This window comes from Parasutterella sp. (assembly GCF_057870745.1).
Genome location: NZ_DBMALT010000024.1, coordinates 1 through 16,336, shown reverse-complemented (window position 1 = coordinate 16,336; position 16,336 = coordinate 1). Strand labels below are relative to the sequence as shown.

Below are 16,336 nucleotides of genomic sequence, written 5' to 3'. Positions count from 1 at the left end.
GTCGGGTAACGGATTGTCTACAAAAGGTTTTCTTTGTTGTTAGAGGTGGTTTTCGAAAGCGATTGTTAAGACCGGTGTAACGCGCTTCCCGCCCATCTTGATAAACTCCCATTCATTCTTTGTATTTCTCTAAAAAGTTAAAAAATGACTCAGCAAGATCATCTGGTTATTGCCACTCGCGAAAGCCCGCTGGCGCTTTGGCAGGCAAAGTACGTTCAGAGCTGCCTGAAAGAAAAATTCCCCGAGCTTGATGTTCAGCTTTTAGGTTTAACTACCAAAGGCGACAAAATTTTGGATGTCACGCTCTCCAAGATCGGAGGAAAAGGTTTGTTCGTTAAAGAACTTGAAGCCGCTATGCTTGAAGGCAAAGCTCAAATCGCCGTCCACAGTCTGAAAGATGTCCCGATGGATCTTCTTGAGCCGTTCACACTGGCTGCCGTGATGGTCCGTGAAGATCCGCGCGATGCTGTGGTTTCTCATAAATATGCCTCTTTAGAAGAGATGCCGGCCGGAAGCGTTGTCGGCACCTCCAGCCTTCGTCGTGAACTGATGGTTCGTTCCCGTTTCTCGCACCTCAAGGTCGAGATGATTCGCGGTAACGTGGGCACTCGTCTTTCTAAGCTCGACAACGGACAGTACGACACCCTCGTGATGGCGGCAGCCGGTCTGAAGCGCCTCGGTTTGTCCGATCGCATTCGTTCCATTATTCCGCCTGAAGTTTCCCTTCCAGCGCCGGGTCAAGGTGCTATCGGCATTGAAGCGGTTGGAAACGACGAAATGACACAGAAATACGTCGAAGCGCTCAACGACGAAGACACTCGTCTGTGCACTCAGGCGGAAAGAGCGGTTTCCAGAGCACTCGGCGGTTCCTGCCAGGTTCCTTTGGCTGCCTACGCCACGATTGACGACGGTCAGATGTTCCTCCGCGCACTTGTCGGCAACCACATGACCGGTGAATATGTGACGGCTGAATACACGGGCCTGGCAAATGAGCCTGAAGAAAATGCCCGCAAGGTGCTGGATCAGCTGATCGAAAAAGGCGCTAAGCGTCTTCTGAAAGAAGTGCTCGGAAAGTAATGCGCACGATCTTAAACATGAAGCCGGGGCCCGGCGGGCAGCGGCTTCAGGAAGAACTGGAAGCAAAAACGGCCGGTTCGGTTTACTGGCCGGCGTTTACGTTTGATCGTTCGGAAGATTACGAGGAAAGCGTCAAAGAAATTCTCGAAGGAGCTGAAAGAGGCGCGTTGCTGATTCTCGTGAGTCCGACGACGGTCAGCTTCATGAAGGACATTTTTCCTCAGCTTCCTGAATCTGCTCGCTTTGCCTGTGTCGGCGAACCGACCGCTAAAGCTTTGACCGCGGCTTTTCCTGCAGCACACGAAATTCTTTTTCCGCACGGAAGCTCTCTGGAGAGCGGTTCCGAACTGCTTTTTGAACTCCTTTTGGAAGAAGGTCTTCCTCCGGAAGTTGTCCTCATTCGAGGCGACACGGGCCGTCAGTTCCTGATTGACGTGCTGCGGGATAAAGGTGTTCCTGTGACCGTGGCACCTATCTATAAGAGAATCCCGCTGAAGGCTTCAGGCGATCAAAAGAGGTGGATCGGACGCGGAGAAGCGCCGGTGGTTTATCTGACGAGCACGGACGCCATACGAACCCTCGAAGAAAACGTCGGAGGAGACAATGCCGGATGGCTGAAGTCGGCTTTAGTTCTGACGATCCATCCCCGCATTCAAGAGCATCTCTTTGAGGAGGGTTTCAAGAACGTCGAATTAGTGGAGTCCCACTGCAGCGGACTTGCTGATAAATTGATCTCCTTGGCAGAGTAAGGAACTAACGATTAAAATTAATAGATTATTTCCTAATTAATGAAGGTTGGAAAAATATTATGGATATGAGCAAAATCAGCGCAGGAAAAGACCTGCCGCACGATTTCAATGTTGTGATTGAAATCCCCGCACAGAGCGACCCCGTCAAGTATGAAGTTGACAAAGAAAGCGGCGCTCTTCTGGTCGACCGTTTCATCGGCACTTCCATGCGTTATCCTGCAAACTACGGTTTCATCCCTCAGACCCTCGGCGATGACGGTGACCCCGTTGACGTTTGCGTGATTACTCCGTTCCCTCTGCTGGCCGGATCCGTGATCCGCTGCCGTCCGCTCGGCATGCTCCTGATGGAAGACGAAAGCGGCGGCGACATGAAGATGCTTGCAGTTCCGGTTCAGAAGCTGACTCCGCGCTACAACAAGATTCAGACCATCGATGATGTTCCTGAAGATTATCTTGCTCAGATCCGCCATTTCTTTGAACACTACAAAGATCTGGAAAAAGGCAAATGGGCTAAGGTTTCCGGCTGGACCGGTCCTGAAGAAGCCTGCAAGGTGATCATGAAAGGCGTTGAAGCTTACAACAACGCTAAATAATCTTTCGATCCCTGTTTTTTAGGATGAGACCCGGGCAATTCGCTCGGGTTTTCTATTTTTGGCCTCCGCTGAGCACTCGGACGGCACTTTGTTTTGTATGATCTAGAACATCGGGTTTGGAGTCCGCAATCGATTAGGAGGTTCACGGATGATTGAAAAAGTAGTGGTCTCAATGGCGCAGCTGAATCAGACTGCCGGTGACTTGAAAGGAAACTTTAAGCGGATAGCCGAAGCCGCAGAAAAAGCGAAGCATTCCGACATCTTAGTGACCCCTGAACTTTCTTTGTGCGGATATCCTCCAGAAGATTTATTGTTTTTGGACAGTTTTTTAGAAGACTGTGCAAAGAAACTCAATGAACTGGTTGAATATTCAACCCGTTTCCCGAAACTGCATATTCTTGCAGGCTATCCCTTAAAAGAAGCCGGCCGTTTATATAACGTGGTCTCCGTCATCCTCAACGGCAAAATTCTCCTTACTTATCGAAAGAAGAATCTTCCCAACTACGGTGTTTTTGATGAAGAACGCTACTTCACGCCGGGCGGAGAAGACGTCTGCACGTTTGATGTCGGAGATACGCGCTTCGGCGTCAATATTTGTGAAGATATTTGGTTCCCGGAAGCACCTTCGCAAGCCAAAGAGCAGGGCGCACAGGTTCTCTTAATCGCCAATGCTTCTCCGTTTGAAGAAGGAAAGGAAGAACAGCGGTTAAATATGGTGCGCCGCCATGTGAACGCCATCGGAATGGACGCCTGCTACGTTAATATGTGCGGAGCGCAGGATGAAATCGTTTTTGACGGAGAAACTTTTGCCTGCTCGGCCGACGAGGTTCTGGCCCGTGCGCCTCATATGAAAGAGTCGCTTCTTTCTGTGGAAGTCAGAAAAGGCAGAATCTGCCGCGGAGAGGATTCCCAGCCGCTGTCTGAGTGGGCCGTGCTTTACGAAGCCCTGGTTGTCAGCATGCGGGACTACATCAATAAGAACGGATTTAAGGGTGTCGTGCTGGGCCTTTCCGGAGGCGTGGACTCTGCACTGGTCCTTAAGATCGCGGTGGACGCCGTGGGCAACGACAAAGTGCTCGCCGTGATGATGCCGTCCGTTTATACATCTTCATTAAGCCGTGGTGACGCGGCCAAATTGGCTTCTCGTTTGGGCGTACGCCTTGAGACGATTTCAATTCAGGACGGCTACACGGCATTTGAATTCATGCTGGCCAAGCAGTTCAACGGCATGCCGCACGATGTCACTGAAGAAAACCTTCAGGCACGTATCCGCGGTGTCATTCTGATGGCTATTTCCAATAAGTTCGGCTCGATGGTTGCTACGACCGGGAATAAGAGCGAAATGGCGGTCGGTTATTCAACCCTGTACGGCGACCTGGCAGGCGGTTTCGCCGTGATTAAAGACGTCTACAAGACTCAGGTCTACGCTTTGTGCCGCTGGATTAACGAATGCAGTAAAGAGAATCCGGTTTTCCCGGAAACGATACTGACTCGTGCTCCGAGCGCGGAGCTTCGTGAGAATCAAAAGGATCAGGATTCTCTGCCGGATTACAGCGTGCTCGACGAGATTCTTCGCCGCTTCATCGAAGATCGTGAAGGGCCGGAAGAGATTGTTGCAGCAGGCTTTGACCGTGCCGTCGTCGACAAAGTTTTAAGAATGGTCAGCCGTGCGGAATACAAGCGCCGCCAGTCTCCGATCGGACCTAAGGTGACAAAAGTCGCTTTCGGGCGGGATTGGCGCTTCCCGGTCACTAATAAATACAGACTTTAAGAGTAAAATTTCTGAAAAAATTTCGGGAGAAAAAATGAAACAAGTCGTCGCTATTATCAAGCCCTTCAAACTTGACGAAGTGAGAGAGGCACTCGCAGAAATTGGTGTTCAGGGTATGACCGTGACCGAGGTCAAAGGTTTCGGCCGTCAGAAAGGACATACCGAACTTTACCGTGGTGCGGAGTACGTCGTGGACTTTCTGCCCAAGATGAAGATTGAGTGCGTGGTCGACGACTCGCTGGTCAACATGGCGGTCGAAGCGATTATGAAAACCGCCCGTACCAACAAGATCGGCGACGGAAAGATTTTCGTGATGCCGGTCGAAGAGGTGATTCGAATCAGAACTGGTGAAACCGGAAACGCTGCCGTCTAACAAAACGAAAGACCGATGCCGCAAAGCATCGGTCGAATTTTTTTTCTGCCGGTTAAGGCGCTAAAAGAACATAAACGGCGCCGGCTCCTCCGTCATAAGGCGGCGCCTGTACAAAGGCGAGCACCTCTTTTCGCTGAGCCAGCCAAACCGGAACCTTTTCCTTTAAAACAGGCTTCCGTCCAGCAGAGCCGAATCCTTGTCCGTGGATGATTCGCACGGCACGGTGTCCGGCTTTTCTCTCCTCGTTTAAGAATTCCACCAGAAGCAGTCTGGCTTCCTCCGACGTGTACCCGTGAAGATCCAAGGTACCTTTAACGGACCATGCGCCCTGGTGCAGTTTCTTGGGAACATCGGGCGCCATAGAAGGTGCCCGATAAGACAGCCGTTCATCGGAATCCAGAAGGTGATCGATACTGATGTTGTCGGACAAAGAGTCTTCGAGCACCGCTTTTTCGTCGGCGTAGCGCTGACGAGGAATGGGTGCCGGCTTCGGCATGGCGTGGAAGACTTTATCTTCCCTGCCTATTTTTTTTTTGACTCCGAGTTCTTTCATTGCATTCTCGAACTCGTGAGCTTTAGCCTCAGCCTCTTTACGCTTTTGTTCCTTTTCGGCAGCGATTCGTGCTTCTTCTTCCTGTTTGACTTTCAGTTGTTCCTTCAAGCCCATCAGAGAAGCGAAAGACTCTTTATCGACATTCATTTCTGTTAATCAACCAAACCGTTTGTTTCTAAATAGTTTAAGGCGTCCAGAGCAGCCATACAGCCGGAAGCAGCGCTGGTAATGGCTTGACGGTAAACCTGGTCCTGGCAGTCGCCGGCGGCAAAGACACCCGGGAGGTTGGTGGCCTGAGCAGCGCCGGAGGCAATACCTTTAGTGACGATGTAACCGTGGTTCATCTCCAGCTGGTCTTCGAACATCTTGGTGTTTGGGGAGTGGCCGATGGCAATGAAAACGCCCATAACCGGAATGTCTTCCTTTTCACCCGTCTTGAGGTTGTTCAAACGGACGCCGGTTACACCGGTCTTGTCGCCCAGGATTTCGTCCAGCGTGCAGAACTCGTGGAGAACGATCTTGCCTTCGGCTGCGACGGCTTTAAGACGATCTACCATGATTTTTTCAGCGCGATACTGGTCGCGGCGGTGGATCATGTGAACCTTGGAGGCGATACCGGCAAGATAGATGGCCTCTTTAATTGCGGAGTCGCCGCCGCCGACGATGGCAACTTCCTGGTTGCGGTAGAAGAAACCGTCGCAGGTTGCGCAGGCGGAAACGCCTTTGCCCTTGAATTCTTCTTCACTGGGAAGACCGAGATACTTAGCGCTGGCGCCGGTAGCAATAATCAGAGCGTCGCAAGTGTAGTTGCCGTTGTTGCCGACCAAACGGATCGGTTTTTCGTTCAGATGAGCTTCGGAAATTTCATCGAAAACGATTCTTGTTTCAAAACGCTCAGCATGTTCGAGCATGCGCTGCATAAGTTCCGGACCCATCACGCCTTTGGGGTCGCCGGGCCAGTTGTCGACTTCAGTCGTTGTTGTCAGCTGACCGCCTTGCTCCATACCTGTAATGAGAGTAGGTTTTAAGTTAGCGCGGGCGGCATAAACGGCGGCGGTATAGCCGGCGGGGCCCGAACCGATGATCAAAACTTTACTGTGTTCGGTATTGGTAGTCATGTTCTACTTCCTTTAATATTCACAAATTGTCCAACGATTATAGAGCGTTGGTTTACAACTAGAATTACGGAAACACCATTTAACACATAATGAGCAACTCGATAGAAACCTCCTTCTTATATAGAAATTTCCCCCGGTTTCGGAATAATTCCGAAGACGAGGTCGGCGCCGGAGGAAAACTCTGGGGTCTGGTTCTCTTTTGCGTTTGCGCGGCGGCTTGTATCGCTCTTTCTCTTGTTCTGGGAAGTTATGACTACTCGGATCCGGGATTTTCACGCTTCAATACCAAGCTCCAAGTCAGCAACCTCTTCGGAGTGCAGGGTGCTTGGACGGCCGATCTGTTCTATCTTTTATTCGGCTGGGGCGCCTGGGTCTTTGTTATCGGACTCTTTTATTTTCTGGTTCGCGGCTTAAAACGCCTGCGAGGAAAAAAAGTTTCCGTTTCTCCGATCCCGATGGGTTTCCGTATTTTGGCTTTCTGTGTGTTGGTCCTTAGTTGCTGTGCGCTGTTCTTCCTTCGGTTCCATACTCATTCCGAAGGGCTTCCCGGCACGACAGGCGGAGCGCTTGGAAGCGCGATCGGATCCGAGCTCCTCTATTGGATGAGCCTAGAAGCAGCCACGGTTTTCGTTCTTGTTTTAGTTCTGTTTTGTTCTTCCGTGTTTTTCGGTTTTTCTTGGATGTCGGTCGCGGAACAAATCGGAAGAACTTTTGAGCGTTTATTCCGCAGAGTGGCTTCAATTAAGCAAAGCAAAGAAGATGACGCTTTTGCGAAAGCCTCTATGGAGGAAAGAGAGAAGTCGCTTCAGGACCGACAAGGGCCTTCTCCCGAACTGCCTGCGCTTCCTGCTGCTTCCGCTCCGGATGTTCAGCCGCGGGCTGAAGAGATTAAAACTGAGGAACTTTTATTCGCTGATGATAAGGAAGACGAGGTGAAAGGTCCGGATCAATTTAAACCGATTGATTATGAGCGCGATCCGGAAGACTTGGCACCGGCCTCACTCCGCCCTACGCCCGAAAATACCGTTGCGCCGATGGAAAAAGAACCCTTCGATATTGAAGATATCCGCGATGAAGAGGAAAGTGTCAAAGATCTGCCGATCGAAGATCATGTCGTTGAACAGCCAGCCCGGCTGATCGAAGAAGTTCCGGAAGAACCGAAGGAGTTTGTCCTGCCTCCGGTGTCGTTGCTGAACGATCCTCCGTTTGAAGCGGTTCAGGTCAGCAGGGAAGAATTGAACCTGACCTCTCAGCGTATCGAACACATACTTCAAAATTATAAAATTAACGCTAAGGTTCTTTCTGCTCTGCCGGGGCCGATTATTACCCGATTCAAACTGCAGCCGGCTCCGGGCGTCCGCTCTCGTAAGTTCGTGGAAGTGGCAAAAGACTTGGCTCGCGGCTTAGGACAGCCCAATGTTCGTATTGTAGAGAATATGCAGGAAGCTGACTGTATTGGTCTTGAAGTGCCGAATTCTTCTCAGTCGGTACAGACGATTTATCTGAAAGAAATTATCAACAGTCACCCCTTCCAGTCGAGTACTTCTCCGCTGACCTTGGCACTTGGTAAAGGCGTTGCGGGCGACCCCGTCGTTATTGACTTGGCTAAAGCTCCTCATCTATTGGTCGCCGGAACTACGGGTTCCGGTAAGTCCGTCGGTATCAACGCCATGATTCTGTCGATGCTGTATAAGAATCCGCCTGATAAGCTCAAGCTGATTCTGGTTGATCCGAAGGAAGTGGAATTCAGTCCCTACGAAGATATTCCCCATCTTTTGACCCCGGTGATTACGGATATGGCCAAGGCGGCTCATTGTCTGGCCTGGGCCGTCCGCGAAATGGATCGACGCTACAAACTGCTGAAGATGGCCGGACAGAAAAACTTTGACGGTTACAACCAGCGAATTCGCGAAGCGAAGGAAGCCGGTACTCCGATTATGAATCCGCATGCCCAGCCGCCGATTCCTTTGGAAGAGATCCCGTACATCATTATCATCATCGACGAGTTGGCTGACTTGCTGATGGTTTACGGCAAGGAAGTAGAGACTCAGATCATGCGCCTGACCCAAAAAGCCCGAGCGGCCGGCATGCACATGATTATCGCCACACAGCGTCCGAGTGCTGATATTGTCACGCCGGTGATTAAAGCTAACTGCCCGTCGCGTATCAGCTTCCAGGTCTCCAACCGCTATGACTCGACGACGATTCTGAATACTCCGGGTGCGGAAGAATTGCTTGGTCGCGGCGACATGTTCTATATGAAGCCCAGTGCTCAGTTGCAGCGCATTCACGGTGCATTTGTTCCGGACGAAGAAATTTACCGTGTGACCGAGTTCCTCAAGGAACAAGGCAAGCCGGAATATGTCGATGGTGTGACTGACGCACCTGAGGAAGAAGAGGAAGAGGTTGAAGAAACTTCTTCCGCCCGCAATGAAGGTAACGAACTTTATGACAAGGCAGTTCAGCTGGTTACGACGGAAAATCGCCCGTCTATCTCCTACCTGCAGCGCCGTTTAAACATCGGCTATAACCGTGCCGCCAACTTGATCGAAAAAATGGAACAGGAAGGCGTGGTGTCTAAACCGAACAGTATGGGCAAACGCCGAGTTTTAGTTGGTTCCGGTCCCTCAATGGATTAAACGTTCACACATGAAAAACGGAAGGTTTCGAGGCCTTCCGTTTTCTGTTAATGGGAACTGATTAGTTTTCAGAAGCTTGAGCAAACAGACCGCGCTCAGCTGCCCATGTCCAGGGCGTATCCAGCCAAGCATCGATTTGTTCTTTCTCGTTTGCGTCGATAAGGCCTAATTTTTCGGCTTTTTCAACAATGAACGCAAAAGGAAGAAGCTGATAAGCGGTGATGTGATGCTTTTCAAAGTTTCTCATCGTCTCCGGCATATCAAAGTTAGTGATTGCAAAGCAGGCTTCTACGATGGCGCCGGCTTCACGAAGTACTTTGGCTGCATCCAATAAAGAAAGACCGGTAGAAAGATGGTCCTCAATGATGAGAACTTTTTTGCCTTTGACGTCGATACCGTCGATTCGACTGAGGTTGCCGTAACTCTTGGTAGCGCGGCGAACCGTGACGAACGGAACGCCGAGGCGGTAAGCCAGGGCGGCGCCGTGAGAAGTTCCGGCGCCTTCAACGCCGGCGATGACGTCAAAGTCCAGCTTAAGTTCAACGATGCGGGATGCCATCGTTTCAACAATATCTCTCCAGGCTTCCGGATAAGAAGGAAGGATACGGTTATCAACGTAAATCGGAGTGACCAGACCCGAGCGAAGACGCATAGGCTTGTCTTTGAGAAATACGATGGCGTTATGACTGAGGAGGTGTTCAGCCATGATATCTTGAGCGATAAAAGAAGTAGGCATTGCTGACACTCCTAGATTTGGATAGAGAAGTCGGTGTTTTCCAGCGGCGGCAGACCGAGGACTCGGCGTCCGTTGACCGTTGCAATCTTTGCCAGGGCTTCCATTTCGTCATAACGGCAGCCGGTCGCAAGCGTCATCAGTTCGTGCCACATATCGCCGCCATTCCAAGGCACCATGGCGTCGCAGACGTTATCCGTACCTAAGGCAACCGTGATGCCGGCAGGATCGAGCTCATCGACAGGAGTCATCGAGTTATGGACAGGGCCGATACTTTCCGAACGCGGTGTGTCAATCCAAGCAGTAGGGCAGGCGATCATCATGACGTCGGCTTTTTTCATCAGATCGTACAAGCGGCGGCGATACATTCTGGAGTGAGCTGCGATGGAAATACCGTGAATGGCCACAACTTTGCCCTGCATACCGTGTTCAATGGTTTTAGCGCACAGCTCTTCGGTTTCATATTCAAGCGATTCATTGAATTGATCGACGTGAACGTGAACCATCTTATTGAGGCGTTTTGCAGTGCTCAAAATAATGTCAAAAGCTTCGGAGCCTTTTCCGTAGTCCTTTTCATCGCGTTTAGGAAGGGCACCTATGATGTCGACCATTTCGGAGCCGATATCGAACCATTGTCTGGCCTCAGGATCGATAACACCCTTGAGCGTCTGGTTAGCGAATTTAACAGCCAGCTGGTCTGCGTAATGCTCTCTTGCTCGAACGCCGGCTTTGATAGCGCGGTCTCTGCTCTGCGGGTCGATGTCCACGAAGGTACCGACGGCAGTGACGCCTTGAGAAATCATGAGCTCGAAGAATTGACAAAACCTTCTGTAGAAGTCCTCTTCAGTGGATTCTGACTTTAGCTTATCCAGCGCATCCCATTTCTGCTGCAGCGTGCAAGTCTTTCTCATATGCAGTACATCCGGACTCAGCGTAAAGGAACGGTCGGCATGAGCATGGGTATTAACCCATCCGCCGTTCCTTTTGATGACCGGTTCAATCATCGAGCGAATAGTAAGAGGAGTTTCCAAGTTCATTTCAATTCCTGTAAAAAAACGGCCTCCCGAAATTGGGAAGGCCGTTGAAGAAAACAGTTATTCTTGGGCTTGCGCAAAGCCCTCCAAAAAGACAGAAGTTTTTCTTCTTGAATTTGGATTGTTCCTGTTTTCATGAGCTAGGAGCATAGCAAAAATAAGATGAGATTTTTTGATTAAAAGCCTGAGGGAACAAACAAATCGCAAACAATGTTTGCAAGAAAACGCTAGTCTTAGTAAAACTACTAATCATCATTTATGATTAGTTCATCGCTAACTTTTGTTAGATTGAGGAAGAAGCGTTTCATGAAAAAAACAGCACTTTTGACCATTACCGGTTTATTTCCGTTCGTTGTTTTTTCCCAGCCGTTGGATCTGTTAAATAATTTTTTGAATGAGACAAAACAGGCTTCCGGTGCTTTTGAGCAACAAACCTTTCAAAAAGACGGAAAACCTGCAGAAGAATTACAGAAAGGAACGTTCTCGTTTTCTCGGCCCGGAAAATTTGTTTGGACTTATACCAGCCCGTATCCTCAGAAGATGGTTTGCGACGGCAGCCGAATCTATATTTGGGATGAGGATTTAAACCAAGTGACTGTTCGGTCGGCTAAAGGAGCTATTCCTAAGAGTCCTGCCTCTATCCTATTCGGAACTCAGTCCTACAAAAAAGATTGGAATGCGACACAACCCAAGCAAGAAGACGGATATACCTGGATCACGCTAACGCCTAAAGCCAAGGACGCTTCGGTGAACTCAGTTTCTTTCGGATTTAAGTCTGAAAAACTTGAGAAACTCATTTTTGTCGGATCGATGGGTGAGAAGACAAATCTAACGATTTCCGATCTTAAGACTGATGTTCAGTTAAGCCCCGAGACTTTTAAATTCACGGCTCCTAAAGGTGCGGACGTGATCGAAGTCAAGTGAAGAATCTTTGTTCCGGCCTGGCGCAGGAATCTGAATTTTTAGCCAGGTACTCTGCGGCTGATAACGCGCAGTGCTTCTCTTTTTAGAAAAAATTGTGCGATTTGTGTTTCTTTTGTCAGTTTTTATGCCCAAATTTGTGGGGAGAGTCGGTTTAATTTTTAGACGGCGCTAAATAGTGTTATTCTCCGAGTAGCAGAACACACGGGGAGCCAGGTCTTCTAATCCAGTCCCTTATAAGTAAAAAGAAGGCCGGCTTGTATTGATGGACACAAAGAACGAAGTTTTTCGTCCGGCGAGAAGTCGGGTGAACTCTGCCTTCGTTAGCAACGGAGGCATGAATGAGTAAGGTTTTTCTATGCGGCGATCCGCACGGAGAGTTTGACCACATCCTGAGCGCCATAGACCAATGGCACCCGGATGCGGTTCTGATTCTCGGCGACCTGACGCCGTCTCATTCCTTGGATGAGATTTTTAAAGGTGTTAAAGGAACCAAGATTTACTGGATTCCGGGTAATCACGACACTGACTCAGACCTTATTTATGACCGTCTTTGGAGGTCTTCTTTCGCTAAACATAATCTCCACGGCAGAGTTCAGGACGTTTGCGGCGTTAAAGTAGCCGGTTTAGGCGGTGTATTCCGCGGCCAAATTTGGATGCCTCCGGCAATGCCGCTTTATGCTTCTCCAAGCCTTTTCATCCGAAAGATCGGCAAGAGCGGAATGTGGCGCGGCGGTCTTCCCCGCAGACACCGTTCGACGATTTTCCAGAGTGTCTATGAAAAACTCAAGGAATGCAAGGCTGACATCCTGATTACGCATGAAGCCCCCTCGATGCATCCGAAAGGCTTCAAAGCCTTAGACGATCTTGCTGTGAAAATGGGTTGCAAAATTATCTTTCACGCCCACCAGCATGAAAGCAAGCGCTATTGCCCGTGCAACGGACTCTGCGCACGCGGAATCGGACTTCGCGGAATCATTGATTTAGAAGGAAACGTTATCGTTCCCGCACAGGTCGATCCGCGTGAGCTCGAAGCAAAAGTCCGGTCTGCACCTTCTCCGGTGAAAACTCAGTTAAGAAGAACGCCGGCTTCTAAGTTCCGGCGTCTCAATCGATTCAATCGGTTTTCAAGAAAGGGATGGTCTAACAGGCTCCCCAAAAAGGAACGACAGGGATAAGTTCTCCGTCAGCGGGTGCAGCCTGATTATCAGCCAAGTAAATGAAACAGTTGGCTTTTATCATGGACTTTAAGGCGCCCGTTTTTTGTGAACCTGCAGGCGTCACCGTTACTCGGCCGTCTTCCATTGTCAACAGACCTCTTTGGAAATCTGTGTAACCTACATTCTTCTTGAACTTGCCTTTTGCCGCCGCTAAGGCATAGACCAATTTAGGATCCTTCTGACCGGAGAGTAATGCCAAGGCAATGGAGACAATGGCATAGAAAGTGACTTGTGCAGCAGTGGGATTTCCCGGGAGACCGAAGAAATATGCCTTTCCGATTTTTCCGACAGCTAAAGGTTTGCCCGGCTTAATTAGACAGTGCCAGGAAATGAGTTCCCCGATCTCTAAGACAACTTTTCTTGTGAAATCGGCTTCTCCCACGGAGACACCGCCGGAGGTAATCACGGCATCGCACTCTTGAGAAGCTCTTAAAAGACATTCTTTCAAGGTTTCAGGATTATCTTTGATAACACCGTAATCGATGATGTCAAAGCCTTTTTCTCTTAACATCGCTCCGATGCAGTAACGGTTCGAATCGTAAATTTTTCCCGGAGCAAGTGGCTGATCGATGCTTTGAAGTTCGTCGCCCGTGGAGAAAAAGCCGACCTTCACCTTTTTAAAAACAGTTACCTTGTGAATGCCGAGCGCTGCAAGGAAATTTATTTCGGGCGCATGGAGCAGCGTACCCTTCGTCATGCAAACGTCACCGCTCCTGATCTCTTCTCCTTTTCGGCGGACATTGTCATCGGCCCTTACTTCCGACGGGAAAGTAATTTCTTTATCGTCGGCCTTCACAATTTCCTGTTTGACGACGGTGTCCGCTCCTTCTGGTACTTCTCCGCCGGTCATAATACGAACACATTCACCTGACTGCAGCTTTTTCGGGTAAGGATGACCGGCAAAAGAAGATCCGACCTCTTTTAACGTAAAACCTTCAGGCTTGATGTCTTCCGAACCAAAAGCCCAGCCGTCCATCGCTGAGTTATTAAAAAGCGGAAGGTCGATGGGTGAGTGAAGATCTTCAGCTAATACAAAACCAAGCGCTTCGGAAATCGTCTTTTCTGCTGTTGAAGCCACAGGCTCGATATAGGAACGCAGAAATTCGAGTGTCTGCGTGTAGGTTTTAACTTCCATCGGAAAGCTCCTGTTCTAACGTTTTGTTTAATAGTTCCAGCTCTTCAAGCGTGTTGAGATTCATGAAATCGCCTTCATCGATTTCACATTCCAATTCGAGTGCACCAAGATGCTCTAGGAATCCCAGAACGCTCCGTTTATTTGAATCCAAGAATGAGGTTAGCGAGGGCAGGACGTCTTTATGAAGCAGGCAGTGCAGAGGTTCCTTTTTACCTTTGTGAGTTGGAAAAACACAGAGTGCCTGTTTCTCTTTCGCTGTCTTATGCAAAAGTCCGGCCAGATTTCTCGGTAGAAACGGGGTATCCGTCGGTGAGACGAAATACCAAGGACCGCCTAAGTCTTGTTTTAAGATAGTTTCGATTCCGGCTAAAGGCCCCGGATAATCCTGACGAACATCCTTGAACACAGGATAACCGTAAGAATCAAATTCGGCGGCAAACTCATTAGAGCTAATGAATATGGACTTGACTTGAGGTTTCATGCGTTCGATGACCAAGCCTGCGAGTGTTCGGCCTCCAAGAAGCTGAGCTCCTTTATTTACGCCTCCCATTCTTCGGGCTTTTCCGCCTGCCAAGAGAATTCCGCTGATTTCGTTTTTTGTTTCGTTACTCATTCGCAATAAATCTACAAAGTGTGTTCGGCCAATGCCGAACATCTGAGTTATCACTTGATTGTATTACTCCTGGATTTTGAATCGAACAAAAGGACAGTGTATCCCGAACATATCGTTTGACTGAAGCCTACAAAAGTCTGATTTGTCATTTGCTGTTTTAGGACGTAAGACATCACCTGACGCACTAAGGAGGACGATGAAACAAATAAACTATTGTCGGTGTTTCATCATGAGCGAACTGAAATACATAGCTTCTAAAAACGGCTTGAAGTACAAAATCGTGCGTTTCGAAGCAGGTTCTGAGGGCAAGCGAGCGAAAATCAATCAAAAGGCAGCTACCGTAGATTTCACCGTCTATCCAGCTAAGTTCGAGCCTAATCTGAAATTGACAAATGAAGAAATTGAAGAGATCAGTGTTTTCACAAAAACAATGGAGACCGAGCTTGAAGCAGCAGAAGTCAAAGAATTTATTCTTCGGTACAGGGAAGGGTTGAGGGTTGAAATCATTAGCAAAGCTACGGGGGGCTGCCCCGAAATCATCGCAGACCTAGTTGACTCATTGAAGCGCGCCCTGGTTCCTAAAGAAACATTGGAAGCTTCGCCCGATCACCTTTGTTTCTTGGTCGAAGGCGAGACGGAAGGAAACTACATTTCTGCCTATGCGAGAAGACTTGGTGTGCTGAATAAGATCTCCATTATCAAGCCATCAGGCAATTCACCGGCTGAAATGGTAAAGGAAGCAGCCAGAATTCTGGCGCTGGATGAATTAAAAGGAACGACATTAAGAGATGTTTGGTGTGTTTTCGATCGGGATAGACATCCTTCCTACCGGGAAGCTTTCGAACTAGCTTCTCGCAATAGAAGAATTCGTCTTTGCTGGTCCAATCCCTGCATAGAGCTTTGGTTCTTGATGCACTTTTTAAAACTTCCATGCGGATTAACAGCATCAGTCCGTTTTCCTGGCCCGACACAAACTCAACTGCTCAAAGTTTCTGAAAGCATGGAAAAGGAAATTATTGAGCAGGTTTACTACAAATTATTCGATCCTGAAGAGAGCTTGGAAGCCCTTATGAAACAGTGGCCTAGCTACAAGAAGAATGGATTGGGTTATGTAGAAGAACTCCACTCGAAATTGTCATTTGCAATGGTGCAGTACCAGAATTCTGATAAAGACCCCGATCAAATAGGATCGTGTTTTCCTGAGTTGCTGAAAGCTCTTGCGGATATAGCCGGTAAAACTTTAGAGGACGCTTCAGAAGTATCAGCAGTTCTAAACATCGACAATACTGAGCTTTTGGCAATCGAAGAAAAAATAGCCGCGGCTCAGAATAAAGTAGAACAAGCGAGGGCAGGCTATTTGCTGGCTAAGAGCAAGCGTGCTTCACAAAATAACAACAAGAACAGAGTGTACGAAGAAAACCAAGCCAAATTTTTAAAGAATGCGGAAGGCCGGTTGAGTTACCTCCTGGAACTCAAGGAAAAGCTCTCCTCAAAGACAACGCAAGAAGAGCCTCCGAGTAGGGACAATAATGACTAATACGTAAGCGTGACATTGAAGCCTTTATTGAGATAAAAAAATCTGTTGAAAGAAAGTTGAATTTTGTTGACTTGACAAGCCCAAAATAAGCATTCATAATTCGCCTCCGTTTTTCGACGCAGTAGTGCAGCGGAAAATACAGAAACGAAGTTTTACATTTGAAATTCTCCAGTCGCTTGACAGAAAATTTTAAACGAGTAAAATTTCAATTCTTCGCTCACGAAACTGAGCGGCGGCGAAAGCCGAAATGATCTTTAAAAATTTATCGAC

Annotated in this window: 15 protein-coding genes; 9 read left to right on the top strand and 6 right to left on the bottom strand. The window is 48.7% G+C overall.

What is annotated here, in order from left to right; genetic code table 11:
- Positions 1 to 144 precede the first annotated feature (144 nt).
- The 5 genes from hemC (at position 145) to ACZND6_RS07745 (ending at position 4,563) form a co-directional block, all read left to right on the top strand.
- Positions 145 to 1,077, top strand: a complete 933-nt coding sequence (gene hemC / locus ACZND6_RS07765; RefSeq protein WP_278384301.1) for a hydroxymethylbilane synthase — start codon at positions 145 to 147, stop codon at positions 1,075 to 1,077.
- Positions 1,077 to 1,826 (top strand): uroporphyrinogen-III synthase, encoded by a 750-nt coding sequence (locus ACZND6_RS07760; protein WP_278384302.1) that lies wholly within the window; start codon positions 1,077 to 1,079, stop codon positions 1,824 to 1,826. The genes hemC and ACZND6_RS07760 overlap by 1 nt, the downstream gene beginning before the upstream one ends.
- Positions 1,827 to 1,885: 59 nt before the next feature.
- The gene (gene ppa, locus ACZND6_RS07755) at positions 1,886 to 2,419 is read left to right on the top strand and encodes an inorganic diphosphatase (RefSeq protein WP_008811722.1); all 534 of its coding nucleotides are present in this window, start codon (positions 1,886 to 1,888) and stop codon (positions 2,417 to 2,419) included.
- A gap of 148 nt (positions 2,420 to 2,567) precedes the next feature.
- The gene (locus tag ACZND6_RS07750) at positions 2,568 to 4,190 is read left to right on the top strand and encodes an NAD+ synthase (RefSeq protein ID WP_278747239.1); all 1,623 of its coding nucleotides are present in this window, start codon (positions 2,568 to 2,570) and stop codon (positions 4,188 to 4,190) included.
- 34 nt (positions 4,191 to 4,224) lie between these two features.
- The gene (locus ACZND6_RS07745; protein ID WP_008811724.1) at positions 4,225 to 4,563 is read left to right on the top strand and encodes a P-II family nitrogen regulator; all 339 of its coding nucleotides are present in this window, start codon (positions 4,225 to 4,227) and stop codon (positions 4,561 to 4,563) included.
- A 52-nt stretch (positions 4,564 to 4,615) separates the two neighbouring features.
- On the opposite strand, the gene ACZND6_RS07740 is transcribed toward ACZND6_RS07745, so the two are convergent.
- Positions 4,616 to 5,263, bottom strand: coding sequence for a Smr/MutS family protein (locus ACZND6_RS07740; protein WP_008811725.1), 648 nt, complete (start codon positions 5,261 to 5,263; stop codon positions 4,616 to 4,618).
- A 5-nt stretch (positions 5,264 to 5,268) separates the two neighbouring features.
- On the bottom strand, positions 5,269 to 6,234 hold the full coding sequence (gene trxB, locus ACZND6_RS07735; protein WP_008864969.1) for a thioredoxin-disulfide reductase: 966 nt from the start codon (positions 6,232 to 6,234) through the stop codon (positions 5,269 to 5,271).
- Positions 6,235 to 6,323: 89 nt separating this feature from the next.
- Between trxB and ACZND6_RS07730 the strand changes: the two genes are divergently transcribed.
- Positions 6,324 to 8,873 (top strand): DNA translocase FtsK, encoded by a 2,550-nt coding sequence (locus ACZND6_RS07730; protein WP_489524522.1) that lies wholly within the window; start codon positions 6,324 to 6,326, stop codon positions 8,871 to 8,873.
- Positions 8,874 to 8,934: 61 nt separating this feature from the next.
- On the opposite strand, the gene ACZND6_RS07725 is transcribed toward ACZND6_RS07730, so the two are convergent.
- Complete coding sequence (locus ACZND6_RS07725) at positions 8,935 to 9,609, bottom strand: orotate phosphoribosyltransferase (RefSeq protein WP_008864971.1); 675 nt, start codon at positions 9,607 to 9,609, stop codon at positions 8,935 to 8,937.
- An 11-nt stretch (positions 9,610 to 9,620) separates the two neighbouring features.
- Positions 9,621 to 10,643: an amidohydrolase family protein gene (locus tag ACZND6_RS07720; RefSeq protein ID WP_008864973.1), complete on the bottom strand. Its 1,023-nt coding sequence runs from the start codon at positions 10,641 to 10,643 to the stop codon at positions 9,621 to 9,623.
- Between the two features lie 303 nt (positions 10,644 to 10,946).
- Between ACZND6_RS07720 and lolA the strand changes: the two genes are divergently transcribed.
- Together lolA and ACZND6_RS07710 are read left to right on the top strand one after the other, a co-directional pair.
- Positions 10,947 to 11,564: an outer membrane lipoprotein periplasmic chaperone LolA gene (gene lolA / locus ACZND6_RS07715; RefSeq protein WP_157645889.1), complete on the top strand. Its 618-nt coding sequence runs from the start codon at positions 10,947 to 10,949 to the stop codon at positions 11,562 to 11,564.
- A gap of 338 nt (positions 11,565 to 11,902) precedes the next feature.
- Positions 11,903 to 12,739, top strand: coding sequence for a metallophosphoesterase family protein (locus ACZND6_RS07710; RefSeq protein WP_008811731.1), 837 nt, complete (start codon positions 11,903 to 11,905; stop codon positions 12,737 to 12,739).
- On the opposite strand, the gene moeA is transcribed toward ACZND6_RS07710, so the two are convergent.
- Positions 12,705 to 13,916 carry a molybdopterin molybdotransferase MoeA gene (moeA, locus tag ACZND6_RS07705; RefSeq protein WP_118631375.1) on the bottom strand — a complete coding sequence of 404 codons (1,212 nt, stop codon included), beginning with the start codon at positions 13,914 to 13,916 and terminating at the stop codon, positions 12,705 to 12,707. The two genes, ACZND6_RS07710 and moeA, sit on opposite strands and share 35 nt — an antisense overlap.
- Positions 13,906 to 14,529 (bottom strand): molybdenum cofactor guanylyltransferase MobA, encoded by a 624-nt coding sequence (gene mobA / locus ACZND6_RS07700; protein ID WP_008811733.1) that lies wholly within the window; start codon positions 14,527 to 14,529, stop codon positions 13,906 to 13,908. The genes moeA and mobA overlap by 11 nt, the downstream gene beginning before the upstream one ends.
- Positions 14,530 to 14,671: 142 nt before the next feature.
- Here mobA and ACZND6_RS07695 point away from each other — a divergent pair, with 142 nt between their 5' ends.
- A complete protein-coding gene (locus tag ACZND6_RS07695; RefSeq protein ID WP_279175261.1) occupies positions 14,672 to 16,066 on the top strand; it encodes an RloB family protein in 1,395 nt (464 codons plus the stop codon).
- The last annotated feature ends 270 nt before the right edge of the window (positions 16,067 to 16,336 follow it).

Bases quoted from the DNA above. Each gene is read 5' to 3' on its own strand.
- hemC (WP_278384301.1), top strand. From the start codon at position 145: ATGACTCAGCAAGATCATCTGGTTATTGCCACTCGCGAAAGCCCGCTG.
- ACZND6_RS07760 (WP_278384302.1), top strand. From the start codon at position 1,077: ATGCGCACGATCTTAAACATGAAGCCGGGGCCCGGCGGGCAGCGGCTT.
- ppa (WP_008811722.1), top strand. From the start codon at position 1,886: ATGGATATGAGCAAAATCAGCGCAGGAAAAGACCTGCCGCACGATTTC.
- ACZND6_RS07750 (WP_278747239.1), top strand. From the start codon at position 2,568: ATGATTGAAAAAGTAGTGGTCTCAATGGCGCAGCTGAATCAGACTGCC.
- ACZND6_RS07745 (WP_008811724.1), top strand. From the start codon at position 4,225: ATGAAACAAGTCGTCGCTATTATCAAGCCCTTCAAACTTGACGAAGTG.
- ACZND6_RS07740 (WP_008811725.1), bottom strand. From the start codon at position 5,263: ATGAATGTCGATAAAGAGTCTTTCGCTTCTCTGATGGGCTTGAAGGAA.
- trxB (WP_008864969.1), bottom strand. From the start codon at position 6,234: ATGACTACCAATACCGAACACAGTAAAGTTTTGATCATCGGTTCGGGC.
- ACZND6_RS07730 (WP_489524522.1), top strand. From the start codon at position 6,324: ATGAGCAACTCGATAGAAACCTCCTTCTTATATAGAAATTTCCCCCGG.
- ACZND6_RS07725 (WP_008864971.1), bottom strand. From the start codon at position 9,609: ATGCCTACTTCTTTTATCGCTCAAGATATCATGGCTGAACACCTCCTC.
- ACZND6_RS07720 (WP_008864973.1), bottom strand. From the start codon at position 10,643: ATGAACTTGGAAACTCCTCTTACTATTCGCTCGATGATTGAACCGGTC.
- lolA (WP_157645889.1), top strand. From the start codon at position 10,947: ATGAAAAAAACAGCACTTTTGACCATTACCGGTTTATTTCCGTTCGTT.
- ACZND6_RS07710 (WP_008811731.1), top strand. From the start codon at position 11,903: ATGAGTAAGGTTTTTCTATGCGGCGATCCGCACGGAGAGTTTGACCAC.
- moeA (WP_118631375.1), bottom strand. From the start codon at position 13,916: ATGGAAGTTAAAACCTACACGCAGACACTCGAATTTCTGCGTTCCTAT.
- mobA (WP_008811733.1), bottom strand. From the start codon at position 14,529: ATGAGTAACGAAACAAAAAACGAAATCAGCGGAATTCTCTTGGCAGGC.